The sequence below is a fragment of the Streptococcus respiraculi genome, assembly GCF_003595525.1.
Taxonomy (GTDB): domain Bacteria; phylum Bacillota; class Bacilli; order Lactobacillales; family Streptococcaceae; genus Streptococcus; species Streptococcus respiraculi.
In genome coordinates this window covers 1400937-1415783 of sequence record NZ_CP022680.1, presented here as the reverse complement: position 1 = coordinate 1415783, position 14847 = coordinate 1400937, and the positions used below count along the sequence as shown (strand labels likewise).

15 protein-coding genes are annotated in these 14847 nt (G+C 41.5%); 3 read left to right on the top strand and 12 right to left on the bottom strand.

The genetic code is table 11. The annotated features are described in order from the left end of the window. Window positions 1-117 precede the first annotated feature (117 nt). From tnpA to CHF41_RS06850, 9 genes are all read right to left on the bottom strand, one after another. Window positions 118-591, bottom strand: coding sequence for an IS200/IS605 family transposase (gene tnpA, locus CHF41_RS06890; RefSeq protein ID WP_119876586.1), 474 nt, complete (start codon window positions 589-591; stop codon window positions 118-120). Between the two features lie 200 nt (window positions 592-791). After that, on the bottom strand, window positions 792-1745 hold the full coding sequence (locus CHF41_RS06885) for an ABC transporter permease (RefSeq protein WP_119876585.1): 954 nt from the start codon (window positions 1743-1745) through the stop codon (window positions 792-794). A 1-nt stretch (window position 1746) separates the two neighbouring features. Beyond that, window positions 1747-2808 carry an ABC transporter permease gene (locus CHF41_RS06880; RefSeq protein ID WP_119876584.1) on the bottom strand — a complete coding sequence of 354 codons (1062 nt, stop codon included), beginning with the start codon at window positions 2806-2808 and terminating at the stop codon, window positions 1747-1749. After that, window positions 2801-4336, bottom strand: a complete 1536-nt coding sequence (locus tag CHF41_RS06875) for an ABC transporter ATP-binding protein (RefSeq protein ID WP_119876583.1) — start codon at window positions 4334-4336, stop codon at window positions 2801-2803. The genes CHF41_RS06880 and CHF41_RS06875 overlap by 8 nt, the downstream gene beginning before the upstream one ends. A 149-nt stretch (window positions 4337-4485) precedes the next feature. Beyond that, window positions 4486-5556 (bottom strand): BMP family lipoprotein, encoded by a 1071-nt coding sequence (locus tag CHF41_RS06870; RefSeq protein ID WP_119876582.1) that lies wholly within the window; start codon window positions 5554-5556, stop codon window positions 4486-4488. Window positions 5557-5636: 80 nt separating this feature from the next. Continuing rightward, the gene (locus CHF41_RS06865) at window positions 5637-6026 is read right to left on the bottom strand and encodes a cytidine deaminase (RefSeq protein ID WP_119876581.1); all 390 of its coding nucleotides are present in this window, start codon (window positions 6024-6026) and stop codon (window positions 5637-5639) included. Continuing rightward, window positions 6013-6675, bottom strand: coding sequence for a deoxyribose-phosphate aldolase (gene deoC, locus CHF41_RS06860; protein ID WP_119876580.1), 663 nt, complete (start codon window positions 6673-6675; stop codon window positions 6013-6015). Before deoC ends, CHF41_RS06865 begins: the two co-directional genes overlap by 14 nt. A gap of 16 nt (window positions 6676-6691) precedes the next feature. After that, complete coding sequence (locus CHF41_RS06855; RefSeq protein WP_119876579.1) at window positions 6692-7969, bottom strand: pyrimidine-nucleoside phosphorylase; 1278 nt, start codon at window positions 7967-7969, stop codon at window positions 6692-6694. Continuing rightward, the gene (locus CHF41_RS06850; RefSeq protein ID WP_119876578.1) at window positions 7966-8556 is read right to left on the bottom strand and encodes a class I SAM-dependent methyltransferase; all 591 of its coding nucleotides are present in this window, start codon (window positions 8554-8556) and stop codon (window positions 7966-7968) included. The genes CHF41_RS06855 and CHF41_RS06850 overlap by 4 nt, the downstream gene beginning before the upstream one ends. Window positions 8557-8652: 96 nt before the next feature. Here CHF41_RS06850 and coaA point away from each other — a divergent pair, with 96 nt between their 5' ends. From coaA to CHF41_RS06835, 3 genes are read left to right on the top strand one after another with little or no spacing between them, the layout of a single operon-like run. After that, a complete protein-coding gene (coaA, locus tag CHF41_RS06845) occupies window positions 8653-9573 on the top strand; it encodes a type I pantothenate kinase (RefSeq protein WP_119876577.1) in 921 nt (306 codons plus the stop codon). A gap of 57 nt (window positions 9574-9630) precedes the next feature. Next, window positions 9631-9879, top strand: a complete 249-nt coding sequence (gene rpsT, locus CHF41_RS06840; protein WP_012027069.1) for a 30S ribosomal protein S20 — start codon at window positions 9631-9633, stop codon at window positions 9877-9879. A 54-nt stretch (window positions 9880-9933) separates the two neighbouring features. Next, a complete protein-coding gene (locus CHF41_RS06835; RefSeq protein ID WP_119876576.1) occupies window positions 9934-10455 on the top strand; it encodes a DNA topology modulation protein in 522 nt (173 codons plus the stop codon). Window positions 10456-10575: 120 nt separating this feature from the next. Here the strand turns inward: CHF41_RS06835 and CHF41_RS06830 are convergent, their stop codons facing one another. The 3 genes from CHF41_RS06830 to CHF41_RS06820 form a co-directional block, all read right to left on the bottom strand. Next, a complete protein-coding gene (locus tag CHF41_RS06830; RefSeq protein ID WP_119876575.1) occupies window positions 10576-12342 on the bottom strand; it encodes a flavocytochrome c in 1767 nt (588 codons plus the stop codon). A 243-nt stretch (window positions 12343-12585) separates the two neighbouring features. Beyond that, complete coding sequence (locus CHF41_RS06825) at window positions 12586-13965, bottom strand: sensor histidine kinase (protein WP_119876574.1); 1380 nt, start codon at window positions 13963-13965, stop codon at window positions 12586-12588. Continuing rightward, the gene (locus CHF41_RS06820) at window positions 13955-14629 is read right to left on the bottom strand and encodes a response regulator transcription factor (RefSeq protein ID WP_119876573.1); all 675 of its coding nucleotides are present in this window, start codon (window positions 14627-14629) and stop codon (window positions 13955-13957) included. The genes CHF41_RS06825 and CHF41_RS06820 overlap by 11 nt, the downstream gene beginning before the upstream one ends. Window positions 14630-14847: the final 218 nt, after the last annotated feature.

The window sequence follows — 14847 nt, the reverse complement described above, 5'->3', positions numbered from 1 at the left end:
GGGTGGCTTGTACACCGGCTATAAGCCGTTTCCCTCCAGCGGGGCGTCTAAAGACGCTCGCTGAACTTCGTTCAGGTTAGCTTCTATTACTTGACTAATGCCCGTAACAACGGGCTTTTATCTTGTTCTAAAACCTCCATCTGAAAATGGATCTTCATACTCTTTAACACTCAACTTATCAAGAGCGATGTCAGTCTTTTCCTGCTCACGGATATACTTCGCAACAGTTTTCTCGTTTAATCCTACCGTACTGACGTAATAGCCTCTTGCCCAAAATTTGCGATTTCCATACTTATATTTTAAATTCGCATGTTTATCAAATATCATTAAGGCACTTTTACTTTTCAGATAGCCCATAAATTCAGAAATCGCAAGTTTTGGAGGAATGAGAACTAATATGTGAACATGATCTGACATCATGTGACCTTCAATAATTTCAACTCCTTTATATTGGCATAGATGACGGAAAATATCGATTAAATCCTGCCTAATTTTGTAGTATATGGCTTTTCTTCGGTACTTCGGTGTGAAGACAATATGATATTTGCACATCCATTTGGTGTGTGATAAACTATAACTACTTTTAGTCATTTATTTTTCCTCCTTTGTCTAACCTGAACAATTAGATTATACTAGGAAAAATAAATGAAAGCTAGAAGCCTTGTTAGCCACCAGCTTAGCTGGTGGTTTTCTTGTTCTTCTCTGCGAGAAGAACTGGCTTGAAGCCATAATAAAGGAGTGAGGGTAGTCGATTTCATCGAAATCACGACTTCTATCTCACTCCCTTTTTATTATTTAGATTTGATATAGTTAACACCATCTGCTTTTGGTGCGACTGCTTTTCCAAAGAAAGCAGCTAGAGCAACAACTGTCAACAAGTAAGGAGCAATTTGGAGATAGACATTCGGTACGTGCGAAAGACCTGGAAGCTGTCCACCGATAACGGCTAAACTTTGTGACAAACCAAAGAAGAGACTAGCAAGCATTGCACCGATTGGATTCCATTTACCAAAGATAACGGCTGCCAGGGCAATAAAGCCGGAACCGACAATGGTCGTTGCCGAGAAGTTGATATTAACCGTTTGAGCACTAACCGCACCCCCAACCCCTCCGAGGAATCCTGCGATGAGGACACCTGCGTAGCGCATGGCATATACATTAATTCCCAAGGTATCAGCCGCTTGTGGGTGTTCACCAACTGAGCGCAAACGCAAGCCAAATTTTGTCTTATAGAGAATAAACCAAGATAGGAAAGCCATTGCAATGGCTACATAGCCCATAAGACTTGTATTTTTAAAGAATAAATCACCGACAACTGGAATTTTCTCAAGCACCGGGAAAGAGAATTTTCCGAATGACTGCGGGATACTATCCGTCTGGCCTTTATTGTACATAACCTTGACCAAAAAGACTGAAAATGCAGGCGCTAAGAGGTTTAAAACAGTACCGGACACGACGTGATCCGCACGGAAATTGATTGTTGCTGCCGCGTGAATAATCGAGAAGAGCAATCCTGCAATTCCACCGACTAAAACAGCTAACAGTGGCGTTGCTTTTCCAAAAGTACTTGCAAACTCGAGGTTGAAAACGACCCCCGCAAAAGCACCGATAACCATGATTCCTTCAAGTCCTACGTTGACGATTCCTGCACGCTCTGAGAATACTCCTCCAAGACTAGTAAAAATCAGCGGAGCAGAATAAATCAACATTTGCGAAATTAGCAGTGTTAATATTGTCAGATTCATATTAGTTAGCTCCTTTCGCTTTGTTTTTACGTTTCAGTAATTGTTCAAAGATAAATTTGACACCGACAAAGAAAATGATTGAGGCCGTTACAACGTTAATCAATTCTGGTGGAATCTGTGCTTTGACCATACCTGGTGCTCCGATTGATAGCATACCAAACAAGAAGGCTGCAAATGGAATACCCAGTGGCGAATTAGACGCTAGCAAGGCAACAGACATCCCGTTAAATCCAATATCCAAATTCCCACCTTGGGTATAGACATTTTGGAAGGTACCAAGACCTTGCACTGCTCCACCAAGACCCGCTAGGGCACCTGAGATAATCATAGAAAGAATAATCGTTTGCTTAGCAGACATTCCAGCATAGTCAGAAGCTGTTGGGTTGAGACCAACGGAACGAATTTCAAAACCAAGCGTTGTCTTAGTCAATAAGAACCAGATGACAATCACTGCAATAACAGCAAAGAAGATTCCGATATTCATCCGCGAATTATCCGTCAGCGCACGAAGCCACTCCGTCTGATAGGAGGCATTGGCCGAAATATTGATACTTGAGTCTTTATTTTTCATCAAATCTGCTGCAAAAACATTACGGATGACATAGTTACTAGAATAGAGCAAGATATAGTTCATCATAATGGTTACGATAACCTCACTCGTTCCTAGATAGGCCCGTAAAATCCCTGGAATCGCCCCTGCAATCCCTCCAGCAATCATGGCAATGATAACTGTTGCAAGAATCAAGACTGGTCGTGGTAAATCTGGATTTTCTAAGGCAAACCAGCCAGCAGTTACCCAGCCGACAAGGGCTTGACCGGAAAGACCAACGTTGAAAAATCCTGCACGACTTGCTACAGCAAATCCTAGAGCTGTAAAAATAAGGGGAGCCATGGCACGGAAGATTTCACCGATTGATTTCACCGAACCAAAGGCAGAATAAAATAATTCTTCATATCCCCAGAGCGGATCATAGCCAAAAATCAACATGATGACCGCCCCTAGTAACAAGCCAGATACGACTGCTAATAAAGGGAGGGTGATATTTTGTAACTTCTTAGGCATTTGCTTCCTCCTTTTTCAGTTTTCCACCAGCCATTAAGAATCCGAGTTCTTGTTTATTGGTCTTGGCAGGGTCAACAATACCATGAATCACACCGTCATGAATAACTGCGATACGGTCGGACACGTCTAAAATCTCGTCTAGTTCAAAGCTGACAACCAGTACCGCCTTTCCTTTATCACGCTCTGCGATGAGGCGTTTACGGATGTATTCAATTGCTCCGACATCAAGACCACGGGTCGGTTGACTGACAATCAAGAGATCAGGATTGCGGTCGATTTCACGAGCAATAATAGCCTTTTGCTGGTTTCCTCCAGAAAGCGCCTTAGCTGGCACGAGCTCGCTCGCACCACGGACGTCAAATTCTGCCATAAGTTCACGAGCTTTTTTATTAATCGTATCGTAGTTCAAAATGCCATTTTTAGAAATGGGTTCTTTGTAATAAGTCTGTAAGGCAATATTTTCAGCAACAGTCATCTGCAAGACCAAACCGTCACGGTGACGATCTTCTGGTACGTGGCTGACGTTCATCTCTGTAATCTTACGAGGAGTTTTTCCGACAACGTCTTCTCCCTTAATAAGAATTTGGCCAGATTTAACCTTACGAAGTCCTGTAATAGCTTGAATCAGCTCACTTTGACCATTTCCGTCAATTCCTGCAATTCCGACCACTTCTCCAGCTCGCACATCGAGCGACAAACCTTTAACAGCCGGAATGCCACGGTTTTCATTGACTTCCAAATCCTTAATTGAAAGAATCACTTCTTTTGGATTGGCAGCAATTTTCTCTGTCTTAAAAGATACAGAACGACCAACCATCCATTCTGCCAAGTCTTCGTTACTTGCACCAGCAACTTCGACTGTTTCGATTGATTTCCCTCGGCGAATAACCGTTACACTATCTGCCACCGCACGAATCTCATCCAGTTTATGCGTAATGAGGATGATTGATTTTCCTTCTTGAACCAGAGTCTTCATAATTTTTAGAAGTTCTGTGATTTCTGCAGGAGTCAGTACCGCTGTTGGCTCATCAAAAATCAGCAAATCTGCACCGCGGTAGAGAGTTTTGAGAATTTCCACCCGTTGTTGTGCACCAACTGAGATGTCTGCAACTTTAGCAGTCGGGTCAACATCCAGACCATATCTAGCTGATAGTTCTTTAATATCTTGGATAGCTTGTTTTAGATCGATTATACCAGCCTTGGTCGTTTCACTTCCTAAAATAATGTTTTCAGCAACTGTGAAGGCATCCACAAGCATGAAATGCTGGTGAACCATTCCGATCCCTAAATGGGCTGCCTTAGAAGGAGAATCAATCGTTACACTTTTTCCGTTAATAGCAATTTCTCCACTCGTTGGCTCTAAGAGTCCAGCTAGCATATTCATCAAGGTGGACTTTCCGGCACCGTTTTCTCCTAAAAGGGCATGGATTTCTCCACGTCTGACATTCAAATTGATGTGATCATTGGCCACAAAATCTCCAAAGATTTTTGTGATGCTTCGCATCTCAATGACATAATCTTTTGTCATAATCTTCTATCCTTTCAGACTATTATTTTTTGTCAGCAAAACCTATCAAACCCACGATATGATAAGCTTTACTGAGAGAAAATAATTCTTCCTCTCAAGTCCTAAAACGGCGACCGAGTCAGGTCGCCGTTTCGGATGACACATTGTTGTTATTTTTTCTCAGGTGTTTCTGGAACTTCAACTTTCTTATCCAAGATATCTTTCTTAGCAGCAGCTACTGCTTCTGACGCTTCTTTTGAAAGGTTTGTTTCAGCCAAGTCTACCCCTTTGTCAGCAAGTGAGAATGTGATGATTTCACCACCAGGGAATTCACCTTTGAGTGCTTTATTAGCAAGGTCTTTTACAGAAGTACCAACTTGCTTCAATGTTGATGCCAATACAAAGTTCGATTCTTTACCATCTTTAGAAGTATATTTACCTTCTGCTGATTGGTCACGGTCTACACCAATTACCCAAACTTTATCTGCTTCATTACGCGTTTCATTTTCTGCTTTTGCGGCAGCAAATACACCGTTACCGGTACCACCTGATGCGTGGAAGATGACATCTGCACCTGCAGCGTATTGAGCAGCAGCAAGGGTTTGACCTTTCGCCGCATCTGCAAATGAAGCTGCATAATCAACGGTAATTTTAATGTCTTTGTTTACAGATTTTGCACCAGCAACAAATCCAGCTTCAAAGCGGTCAATGATAACCCCTTCAACACCACCGATGAATCCAACATGGTTAGTCTTAGTAGCTTTTGCAGCAGCTACACCTGCAAGGTAAGATGCTTCATGGTCAGCAAATCCAACGCTTGCCACGTTCTTTTGATCTTTTACAACGCTATCTACGATGACATAGTTTGTGTCAGGGTTGTTTGGTGCTACTTCAGCAATCGCATTTTCCAAGGCAAAACCAATACCAAATACAAGGTTGTAACCACCTGAAACAGCTGAATCAAGGTTTGTTACGTAATCAGATTCGCTACCTGATTGGAAGTAAGTGTAACCAGCGTCTTTCTTAAGACCATTTTCTTCACCCCAAGCTTGCAATCCTTCCCAAGCTGATTGGTTAAATGAACGGTCATCGACACCACCAACGTCAGTAACAACAGCTGCTTTTACTGCTGATGAAGCATCGCTTGATGCTGAATCGTTCTTAGCTGCGCGATTACCACAAGCAGCAAGTGCTACAGTTGCAAGAGTTGCAACACCCAAACCAATAAGTTTTTTGTTCATTTCTGAACCCTCCTAAAAATTCTTTGTGCAACTTTCGTTGCAAAATGGAAATAATACAGCCAAATGGCTGTCTTACAAACTTACGTTAAGTCTGTAAAAGAATACGGAAGTAACTCCCCGACTGTCATCTCGACTGTCGATTTATCTTTAGCAACTAATGTTACTTTTAAATCCTGATTAAAAAATTCTGCCATGACTTGGCGACATGCGCCACATGGAGAAACTGGCTTTTCTGTTTCACCGTAGACGATGAGCTCTGAAAATTCCAAGACACCTTCTGAAACAGCTTTAAAAATCGCTGTGCGCTCACCACAGTTGGTCAAGCCAAAACTAGCATTTTCAATATTAACGCCTGTAAAAATCTGACCGTCTTTTGCCACTAAGACCGCACCAATCGGAAAGTGCGAATAAGGAACATAGGCTTTTTTACTAACTTCAATAGATAAATCAATCAAATCAGTAGTCGCCATCCGCCTTTTCTCCCTTCATAATCGCTACACCAGAAGAAGCGCCAATACGAGTTGCACCTGCTTCGATAAAGGCTTTGGCATCTTCGTAAGAACGAGCGCCACCAGATGCTTTCACTCCCATATCTGGTCCAACTGTTTTTCTCATCAAGGCTACATCTTCTACTGTAGCACCACCAGTTGAAAAGCCAGTAGAGGTCTTGACAAAATCAGCACCTGCTTCTTGTGATAATTGACAAGCTTTGACTTTTTCTTCATCCGTCAACAAGCAAGTTTCGATAATAACTTTGACCAACTTATCGCCACTTGCGTCAACAACGGCTTGAATATCTGCTAGCACCGCTTCGTAATCTTGTGATTTAAGTGCGCCGACGTTAATCACCATGTCGATTTCATCTGCGCCATTTGCAATAGCATCTTTAGTTTCAAAGGCTTTAACCGCTGGCGTATTTGCTCCTAGAGGAAAACCGATAACGGTACAAACTTTTACATCTGTCTCTTTCAACTCCTGAGCGGAAAGAGCTACCCAAGTTGGGTTGACACAGACGCTTGCAAAGTCATATTCTTTTGCTTCTGCGATAATCGCTAAGATTTGTTCTTTCGTAGCATTTGGTTTAAGTAGTGTATGATCGATATATTTATTTAATTTCATGTTTTTTCTCCGTACATTATGAAACAATTTCTATAATTTCTTTCGTCTTTACACTTGCATTTCCTATTTTAACATTTTTTTGGAAATTTGTAAGCATATTTTCCGAAATATTTTCATTTGCGTAAATCGTTGCGATTTCTTGACCTGCTTCGACTGCTTCCCCGACTTTTTTGCGGAAAACAATTCCGGTTTCGTAATCAAGCGAATCAGTCTTGACTGCCCGTCCTGCTCCTAATTTCATAGCAAACAGGCCAAATTCTAAGGCTGGCAAGGCTGTAATGTAGCCACTTTCTTGCGCCAAAACAGGCACTTGATGTGAAACGCGGACCTGACGATACAAGTCCTCTAGGTCACCACCTTGAGCAACTATCATTTCTTCAAATTTTCGAAGGGCAGATCCGTCGAGCAAATGCGCCAGGACTTCTTCTACTGTCTTTTTGACATTTGCAAGTCCCAGCATGATTTGTGCCAATTCACAGATAAATTCGGTTACGTCCTTGCGTCCCTTGCCTTGTAAAATCTCTAAGGCTTCAAGAATCTCAAGACGATTACCGATGCTGGTTCCAACAGGCTGAGACATGTCGGTAATCACCGCAACCGTTTTTCTGCCGACTGCTTTTCCGAGTTCAACCATGGTTTCTGCCAGCTTACGAGCATCCTCAATGTTTTTCATAAAGGCGCCCTCACCAACCGTTACATCTAGTAAAATCGCATCGGCTCCAGCAGCAATTTTCTTAGACATGACAGAACTTGCAATCAATGGGATGATATCAACTGTTGCTGTCACATCGCGAAGAGCATAGAGCAACTTGTCGGCCTTGACCATATTATCAGACTGACCGATGACCGATACGCCAATGTCCTGTACTTGCTTGATAAACTGATCCTGGGTCACTTCAATCTGGTAACCCTTAATGGATTCTAACTTATCCAAGGTACCACCTGTATGACCCAAACCACGACCGCTCATTTTAGCAACAGGTACACCAAAGCTAGCAACCAGTGGCGCCAAAATCAGGGTGACCTTGTCACCGACACCCCCAGTGGAGTGTTTATCTACTTTAATACCTGAAATTGCCGAAAGATCAATTTCTTCCCCGCTTGCGACCATGGCCATAGTCAAATCAGAGATTTCTTTCGTAGACATGCCTCGGAAGTAAATCGCCATCGCAAAGGCTGCCATTTGATAATCAGGCACACTACCTGTAGCATAACCACTAATCAGCCAGTTGATTTCATCTGTCGTGAGTTCATGACCGTCCCGCTTTTTCTGAATTAAGTCGACTGTCCTCATTCTTTCACACTTTCTAAAATATAATATCCCTTATCTTTTTTCAAGATAGTACAGTTGCCGAAAACCTCCTCCATTTTGGCTTTGGCGCTTGGAGCGCCTTGCTTTTTCTGAATCACGATGGTCAGTCGTCCAGAATCTATCAAATAGTTGTAAGCACCTTCAATAATTTCATGGACAACCGCCTTTCCTGCTCGAATTGGTGGATTTGAAATTACATAATCAAACGTTCCTGATACTTCTTCATAGATATTGGACTGAAAAATAGTGGCTTCGACCTTATTTCTCTCGGCATTTTTAATGGCCAAATCAACGGCACGACTGTTAATATCGACCATGGTTGGAACTACTCCAAAAACCTTCCCCAAAGTCAAACCAAGTGGGCCATATCCACAGCCCACGTCTAATAATCTTTTCCCCTTGTCTACATCTACTGTATTTAAAAGCACTTGGCTACCGTAGTCTACCATCTTCTTGCTGAACACGCCTGCGTCCGTCATGAAAAACATTTCTTGACCTAGCAGAGTGACACGAAGCTCATGAAAATCATGAGCCACACTAGGATTTTTCTCGTAATACATATTTGCCATACTCTTATTATATCATTTAATAAAAACGTTTACAAGAATTTGCATTCCCCTTCCCAATCATTTTACACTTGCCACAAATCATGCTACAATAGTGCTATGAAGAATGAATTGATCAATTTTGAAAAAATCAGCCGACAAACTTGGCAGCAATTGCATCGAAATACCACCCTTCCGCTGACGCAGGAAGAGCTAAATTCGATTAAAAGTTTTAACGATACGATCAGCCTCCAAGATGTTCTTGATATCTATCTCCCGCTTATCAATCTGATTCGGATTTATAAGAAGGCTAGTGAAGACCTCTCGTTCTCGAAAAGTCTCTTTTTACAGAAAAAAATCAAGACCCAGCCCTTTATCATTGGAATTTCAGGTAGTGTGGCTGTTGGAAAATCGACAACCAGCAGGCTCTTGCAGATTTTGCTAACACGAACCTTTAAGCATGCAAAGGTCGAAATGGTCACAACAGACGGCTTTCTCTATCCTAATGCTGTTCTAAAAGAGAGAAACCTTCTCGATCGCAAAGGCTTTCCTGAGTCCTACAATATGGAGTTGCTCCTCGACTTTTTAAACACCATTGAAAATGGACATGATTTCCAGATTCCAGTCTATTCCCACGAGGTCTACGATATTGTTCCAGACCAACATCAGACTATTTCGGCACCTGATTTTCTGATTGTCGAGGGCATAAATGTCTTTCAGAACCCTCAAAACCAGCATCTCTATGTCAGCGATTATTTTGATTTGGCTATTTATGTTGATGCGACAGTAGAACATATCGAAAGCTGGTACTTGGAGCGCTTTAAGAAATTGTTGAAACTGGCAGAAAGCAATCCTAGCAATTACTATCATCGCTTTTTGGACATGTCTGAAGACGAAATTACCGCATTTGCCCATAACATCTGGGAGAAAATTAACTTGGTCAATCTAAAAGATTATATTGAACCAACTCGACATCGAGCAGATATCATTCTTCATAAGGCAAAAAATCATGAGATTGATGAAATTTACTTGAAAAAATAATTTCCTCTTGTCAAAAACTATTTTTTCAGATATAATAGTATAGTTAGTATAGAAAAGGTGGAGGTGAAACCATTGGCAAACATTAAGTCAGCTATCAAACGTGCTGAATTGAACGTAAAACAAAACGAAAAAAACTCAGCTCAAAAATCAGCTATGCGTACTGCAATCAAAGCATTTGAAGCAAATCCTTCTGAGGAGCTTTTCCGCGCTGCTAGCTCAGCTATCGATAAAGCAGAAACTAAAGGTTTGATTCACAAAAACAAAGCAAGCCGCGACAAAGCACGTCTTGCATCAAAACTTGCTTAATAAAAAGAGCCTTCTGGCTTCTTTTTTTATCCAAATTTCTAGAAAGGTTTTGACATGAAAATTGCAATCATCGGCTACAGTGCTTCTGGTAAATCAACGTTAGCTAGCCATCTTAGTAAACATTATGGGATTCCCTGTCTACATTTGGATAAGTTGCGATTTCTTCCTAACTGGCAGGAACGACCAGATGAAGACATGCGCAACCAGCTCCAGACTTTTTTAGAGAATGATTCATGGGTCATTGAAGGAAATTATAGCGCCTTCTGCTATCAAGAACGCATGGAAGAGGCGGATCAGATTATCCTGATGGCATTTTCACGCTGGAATTGTTTGTACCGTGCTGTAAAACGTTATATCACCTATGCTGGACGAGTCCGTGAGAGTAGCGCGGAGGGCTGCCTCGAAAAACTGGACTGGGAGTTTATCCGTTGGATTCTAAAAGATGGCCGCTCTCAAAAAGCCCAGATGCGCTACCAAAGAATCTCTCAAACCTATGCGGATAAGGTCACTATCCTCCGCAATCAGAGAGAATTAGATGAATTTATGAATAAGTATAGTGGATTGAAAAAGGAATAGGACAAGGCAAGGAGCTGCAGATAGAACTGATGTTCATCAAAGCGACTTAACAATGTCCTAATCTTTATTCAATCCACTATAAAAGGCTAAGCAGTAAAACTTAGCCTTTTTTATCGCATATTATTTCATCGCGCCAACTTGTTTACCGGCAATGCGTCCGTAAGTGATAATATCTGTAATGGCATTACCACCAAGACGGTTTTTACCTTGAATCACACCTGTCAATTCACCTGCTGCGTAAAGTCCAGGAATCGCTTTTCCACTTTCATCTAGGACTTCTGTTTTTTCATTGATAACAAGACCACCCATTGTGTGGTGTACAGATGGTGCAGCTTTTTCAATGTAGTATGGACCTTTTTCAAGAGATACCAAGCCTGCACGGTGGTGGAAATCCTTATCTTCTCCTGCCTTAGCGTAGGCATTGACTTTAGTAAGAGTTTCTTTCAAGGTAGGAACATCAATATCAAAGAATTTTGCTGCTTCTTCAATCGTATCAGCCTTAACCAATAATTTTTCACGAATCAACTCATCGTATTCTGCCTTGTGGGCTTCTTTGGTCTTAGAAATCGCATCGATATCGTCATTCCAAATTTGGTAGCAATAACCACCGGTTTGCGCAAGGATTGCTTTAGAAATCACGTCACGGCGTTCTAATTCTTCTACAAAGCGTTTTCCTTCTTGGTTAACCAAAATTGCGCCATCAAAGCGTGTATCAGCTAGCAAGGAAATCATACCTGTTTTTGGATTAGCAATTGGGTAGGTTTGAATGCTTTCCATATTGGTAAGGGCTGCACCTACTTCTTGTGCCATGACAATTCCGTCCCCTGTTGTACCAACAGAATCCGTAGAATGGTAGCGTTCATCGTACTCTTTGTTATATTGTTTACGCATTTCAACATTTGAACCAAAACCACCGGTTGTCAAAACCACAGCATCTTTCGCATTGAACGTTAATTCACGTTTGTCTTTATCTGTCGCAGTCACACCAACGATTTTTCCACTGTCATCCTTCATCAATTTTTCAGCTTTGACATTTAGGAAGACGGGAATTTTCAACTCGTCAGCTTTCATTTTCAATTTAGTAATCAATTCGGCACCAGTATGACCAACTGGAATCAAGGCACGCTTGTAGCTATGTCCACCAAATTGGAACAATTGGTCTGGTAAAAATTCAACCTTAATGTCATCGCGGAGCCACTCAGCTGATTCCAAGGCTTTTTCCGCCATTAGACGAACCATCTTAGGATCTCCGACATTGTCGCCACCCTTCATGGTGTCTTGGTAATAGGTTTCCACTGAGTCACCTTCGATACCAAGTTTCTTTTGTACCCAGTTGCCTGGTGCGTTCATTTCACCGCCAGAAAGGAGGGTATTCCCACCGATTGCAGGAAGTTTTTCAAGAATGGCTACTTTTTTACCAGCTTCTGCTGCTTCAATCGCCGCACTAAATCCTGCTCCTCCAGAACCTACAACCACTACATCAAAGGTTTGGTCTGTAGGGATTTGATCCTTTTCTTTTGCTTGTTTTGACTTTTTAGCTGCTACGAGGGTGATACCTGATTTTTCAACGGCATCTTTGACCGCATTTATGTAGCCTTCACTGGTTGCAGAAGCACCAGATACTGCTTCAACATCTGCTGAGTTTTGTGCGATAATCATGTCTTGCAACTCTTCGTAAACAGGCTCGGACAAGACCTTGTTTTCGTCTTGTTCTAACACATCAATCTTGGTAATGGCACCGTCTTCAATAGTCACCGCTACCTTGATGTCGCCGTGTTTACCACTACCAACACCTTCAAAGGTTCCACCTTTTTTCGCAGCGGAACAGCCAATCATCAGCAATACTGCTACAAAGCTGAGCAGTATAACCTTCAAACTTCTTTTCATTTTTATCTCCTTTTCTTCTATTGTGAACCAATAGATATGAAATAGTGTGTGCTTTAAATCACACACCTATTTTAGCATAAAAATGAAATAATGCAATCGTTATCATAACTTTTCCATGATTATGAGGAAAATCAGAAAATTGCTATTTTTCAGTCTTTTCAGCAACAAAATGGGCATGAGATGGAAGCCGTCATTTCTTAGAAATCGACTTCTATCTCACCCCATTTATAATTATTTCCGGTATTACTTCGGTAATCTAACTTCGAAAATCGTTCCCTTTGGTTGATTGTCTTGAACACTAATGCTACCATGTAGTGTTTCGATAATTTGTTTGGCTAGAGATAAGCCGAGTCCAAAACCACCTTTTTGGCGGGTTCTAGCCTTGTCAACTCGGTAGAAACGATCAAAAATCTTCTTTTTATTTTCAGAGCTGATCCCAAGACCATTATCTGCAACTTTGATTACTAGGAAGCGGTCTTTTAGCAAGACGTCAATCCAGATATGCCCGTCCTCTTCTGAATACTTCATCGCATTGTCCACGAGAATAGTTATCAACTGCTTGAGCAAGGTCTTATCTGTCCGAATCAACTCCTTGACCTGATTATTGACTTCCAAGATTTTCCCATTTTCCTTAGCCATGATGCTATAGTTGGTCAAGATTTCATCAAAGAAAGCAGGCTGGACTTCTACGATTTCGGGTTTTAGGCCGTCATCACGCCGAGCGAGATTTAATAAATTGGTCGTTAACAACCGCATATTGCGCACTTCTGCTAGGCTTGAGGCAATGTTCTCACTACTATCCATAATGGTTGATTCAGGATGTCTAAATAGGCTTTCCAAACGATTTTGCAAGACTGTTAGAGGGGTTCGTAATTCGTGGCTGGCATTTTCGACAAATTCCTTCTGCTTTTGGAAACTCGCTAGAATCGGACGCATGCTGACATTCGAAAGATAGATGCTGGCCACAATCGAAATCAGCCAGAACCCAATCATGACAATCATAACGGTTGATTCATACGAGGCAATCGATGACTTAATCTGGCTAGTATTAAAGAGAATGGTCGCATACTTAATATCCAGACCCGTATAAGCTGAAACGGCATTGGTCGGCAAGGCAATCGTCATGCAGCGATAATATTCTTTTTCACCAAAAGGGGTGGTCACTGCACACTCCGTAATAGCGTCTAAAGAATTTTTACCCACTTTTAAGCTGGCTAACCCCGAAAAATAATCCACTTGATTGAGACGATTACCCTTACTGTCATAGAGGATTACGTGGTAATTGGCATTGAGACGCATCTTGGAAGTCGGATAAAAGAACTTGTCCTCCTGCTTATCGTCATCCGCATTTGCACCCTTAGCAGGCTTTTCTGCATTGGTATTTTTTTCCCAAATGATTTCTGCCTCAGGCGATAGCCCACGGGCTCGTGCAAATTCCATGATCATCTCTGGCGAACTCGCAATTTCCTTGAAATTCTCATCTGATGTCTGATACATGGTCGAGCGCATGAGTTGGAAAATAATCACAGTCATCAGGCCGAAAATGAGGGTAAAAACAGCAAAATAACGGATAAAATAAGAAAAATTATCCGTGTGATAGAGTTTGCGAAATTTAATCAGCATTTTTCAAGATATACCCGACACTTCTGAGAGTTTGCAGCTGCTCACCAAAGGTCGTCCCTTTCAATTTTTTTCTAATTTTGGAGACATAGACCTCTACAACCGAAATAGTCGTATCGCTATCAAATCCCCAAATTCGGTCAAAAATTTGTGTCTTTGGTAAAATGACATTCTGATTCTGCAAGAAATAAATCAGCAGGTCAAACTCTTTCCCGAGCAATTCGACTTCGCTACCATTTACAGTGGCAGTATTGGTCGAAAGATCAACAGACAAATCGCCAAACGTTAGCACATTTTCATTGAATTTCCCCGAACGCTTCAAAAGGGCTTGAATCCGCATTTTCAACTCTTCTAGATAAAAGGGCTTAGTCAAGTAATCATCCGCTCCCAATTCAAAGCCGTGTCCCTTATCGTCCAAACTTTCCTTAGCAGTTGTAATGAGGACAGGCGTCGTAATGCCTTTAGCCCGCAATTCCTTGAGAACTTGGAAGCCGTCTTTTTCTGGTAACATCAAATCCAGCAAAATCAGGTCGTAGACCCCTGATTCGGCTTCATACAGGCCCTCATCACCGTCAAATACCTGCATGACATCTGCAAAATCAGCCAAAAAATCAAATACGGAATTTGATAAGCTCAAGTCATCTTCTACAAGTAATATCTTAATCATTCTACCTCTCCTATTTCTCCATTATACCATGATATTTCCTATAAGTTTACCCCATTAAACTTAAAAGAAGCTAAAAAACCTGGACAGAGGCCTGATTTCAGATTGAAGAAAAAGTCCATTTTGACAATTTCCTCCAATCTTTTTTCTTTTTACTTGAGAAATAAAAAAACTCTTAATAATGCCGATATAGCAGCATTTCTAAGAGTTTCTGTTACATG

Coding starts and splice junctions, on each gene's coding strand:
- CHF41_RS06870 (WP_119876582.1), bottom strand. CDS start 5,556: ATGAACAAAAAACTTATTGGTTTGGGTGTTGCAACTCTTGCAACTGTA.
- tnpA (WP_119876586.1), bottom strand. CDS start 591: ATGACTAAAAGTAGTTATAGTTTATCACACACCAAATGGATGTGCAAA.
- deoC (WP_119876580.1), bottom strand. CDS start 6,675: ATGAAATTAAATAAATATATCGATCATACACTACTTAAACCAAATGCT.
- CHF41_RS06820 (WP_119876573.1), bottom strand. CDS start 14,629: ATGATTAAGATATTACTTGTAGAAGATGACTTGAGCTTATCAAATTCC.
- CHF41_RS06825 (WP_119876574.1), bottom strand. CDS start 13,965: ATGCTGATTAAATTTCGCAAACTCTATCACACGGATAATTTTTCTTAT.
- CHF41_RS06855 (WP_119876579.1), bottom strand. CDS start 7,969: ATGAGGACAGTCGACTTAATTCAGAAAAAGCGGGACGGTCATGAACTC.
- CHF41_RS06850 (WP_119876578.1), bottom strand. CDS start 8,556: ATGGCAAATATGTATTACGAGAAAAATCCTAGTGTGGCTCATGATTTT.
- CHF41_RS06865 (WP_119876581.1), bottom strand. CDS start 6,026: ATGGCGACTACTGATTTGATTGATTTATCTATTGAAGTTAGTAAAAAA.
- CHF41_RS06880 (WP_119876584.1), bottom strand. CDS start 2,808: ATGCCTAAGAAGTTACAAAATATCACCCTCCCTTTATTAGCAGTCGTA.
- CHF41_RS06835 (WP_119876576.1), top strand. CDS start 9,934: ATGAAAATTGCAATCATCGGCTACAGTGCTTCTGGTAAATCAACGTTA.
- CHF41_RS06875 (WP_119876583.1), bottom strand. CDS start 4,336: ATGACAAAAGATTATGTCATTGAGATGCGAAGCATCACAAAAATCTTT.
- CHF41_RS06885 (WP_119876585.1), bottom strand. CDS start 1,745: ATGAATCTGACAATATTAACACTGCTAATTTCGCAAATGTTGATTTAT.
- coaA (WP_119876577.1), top strand. CDS start 8,653: ATGAAGAATGAATTGATCAATTTTGAAAAAATCAGCCGACAAACTTGG.
- CHF41_RS06830 (WP_119876575.1), bottom strand. CDS start 12,342: ATGAAAAGAAGTTTGAAGGTTATACTGCTCAGCTTTGTAGCAGTATTG.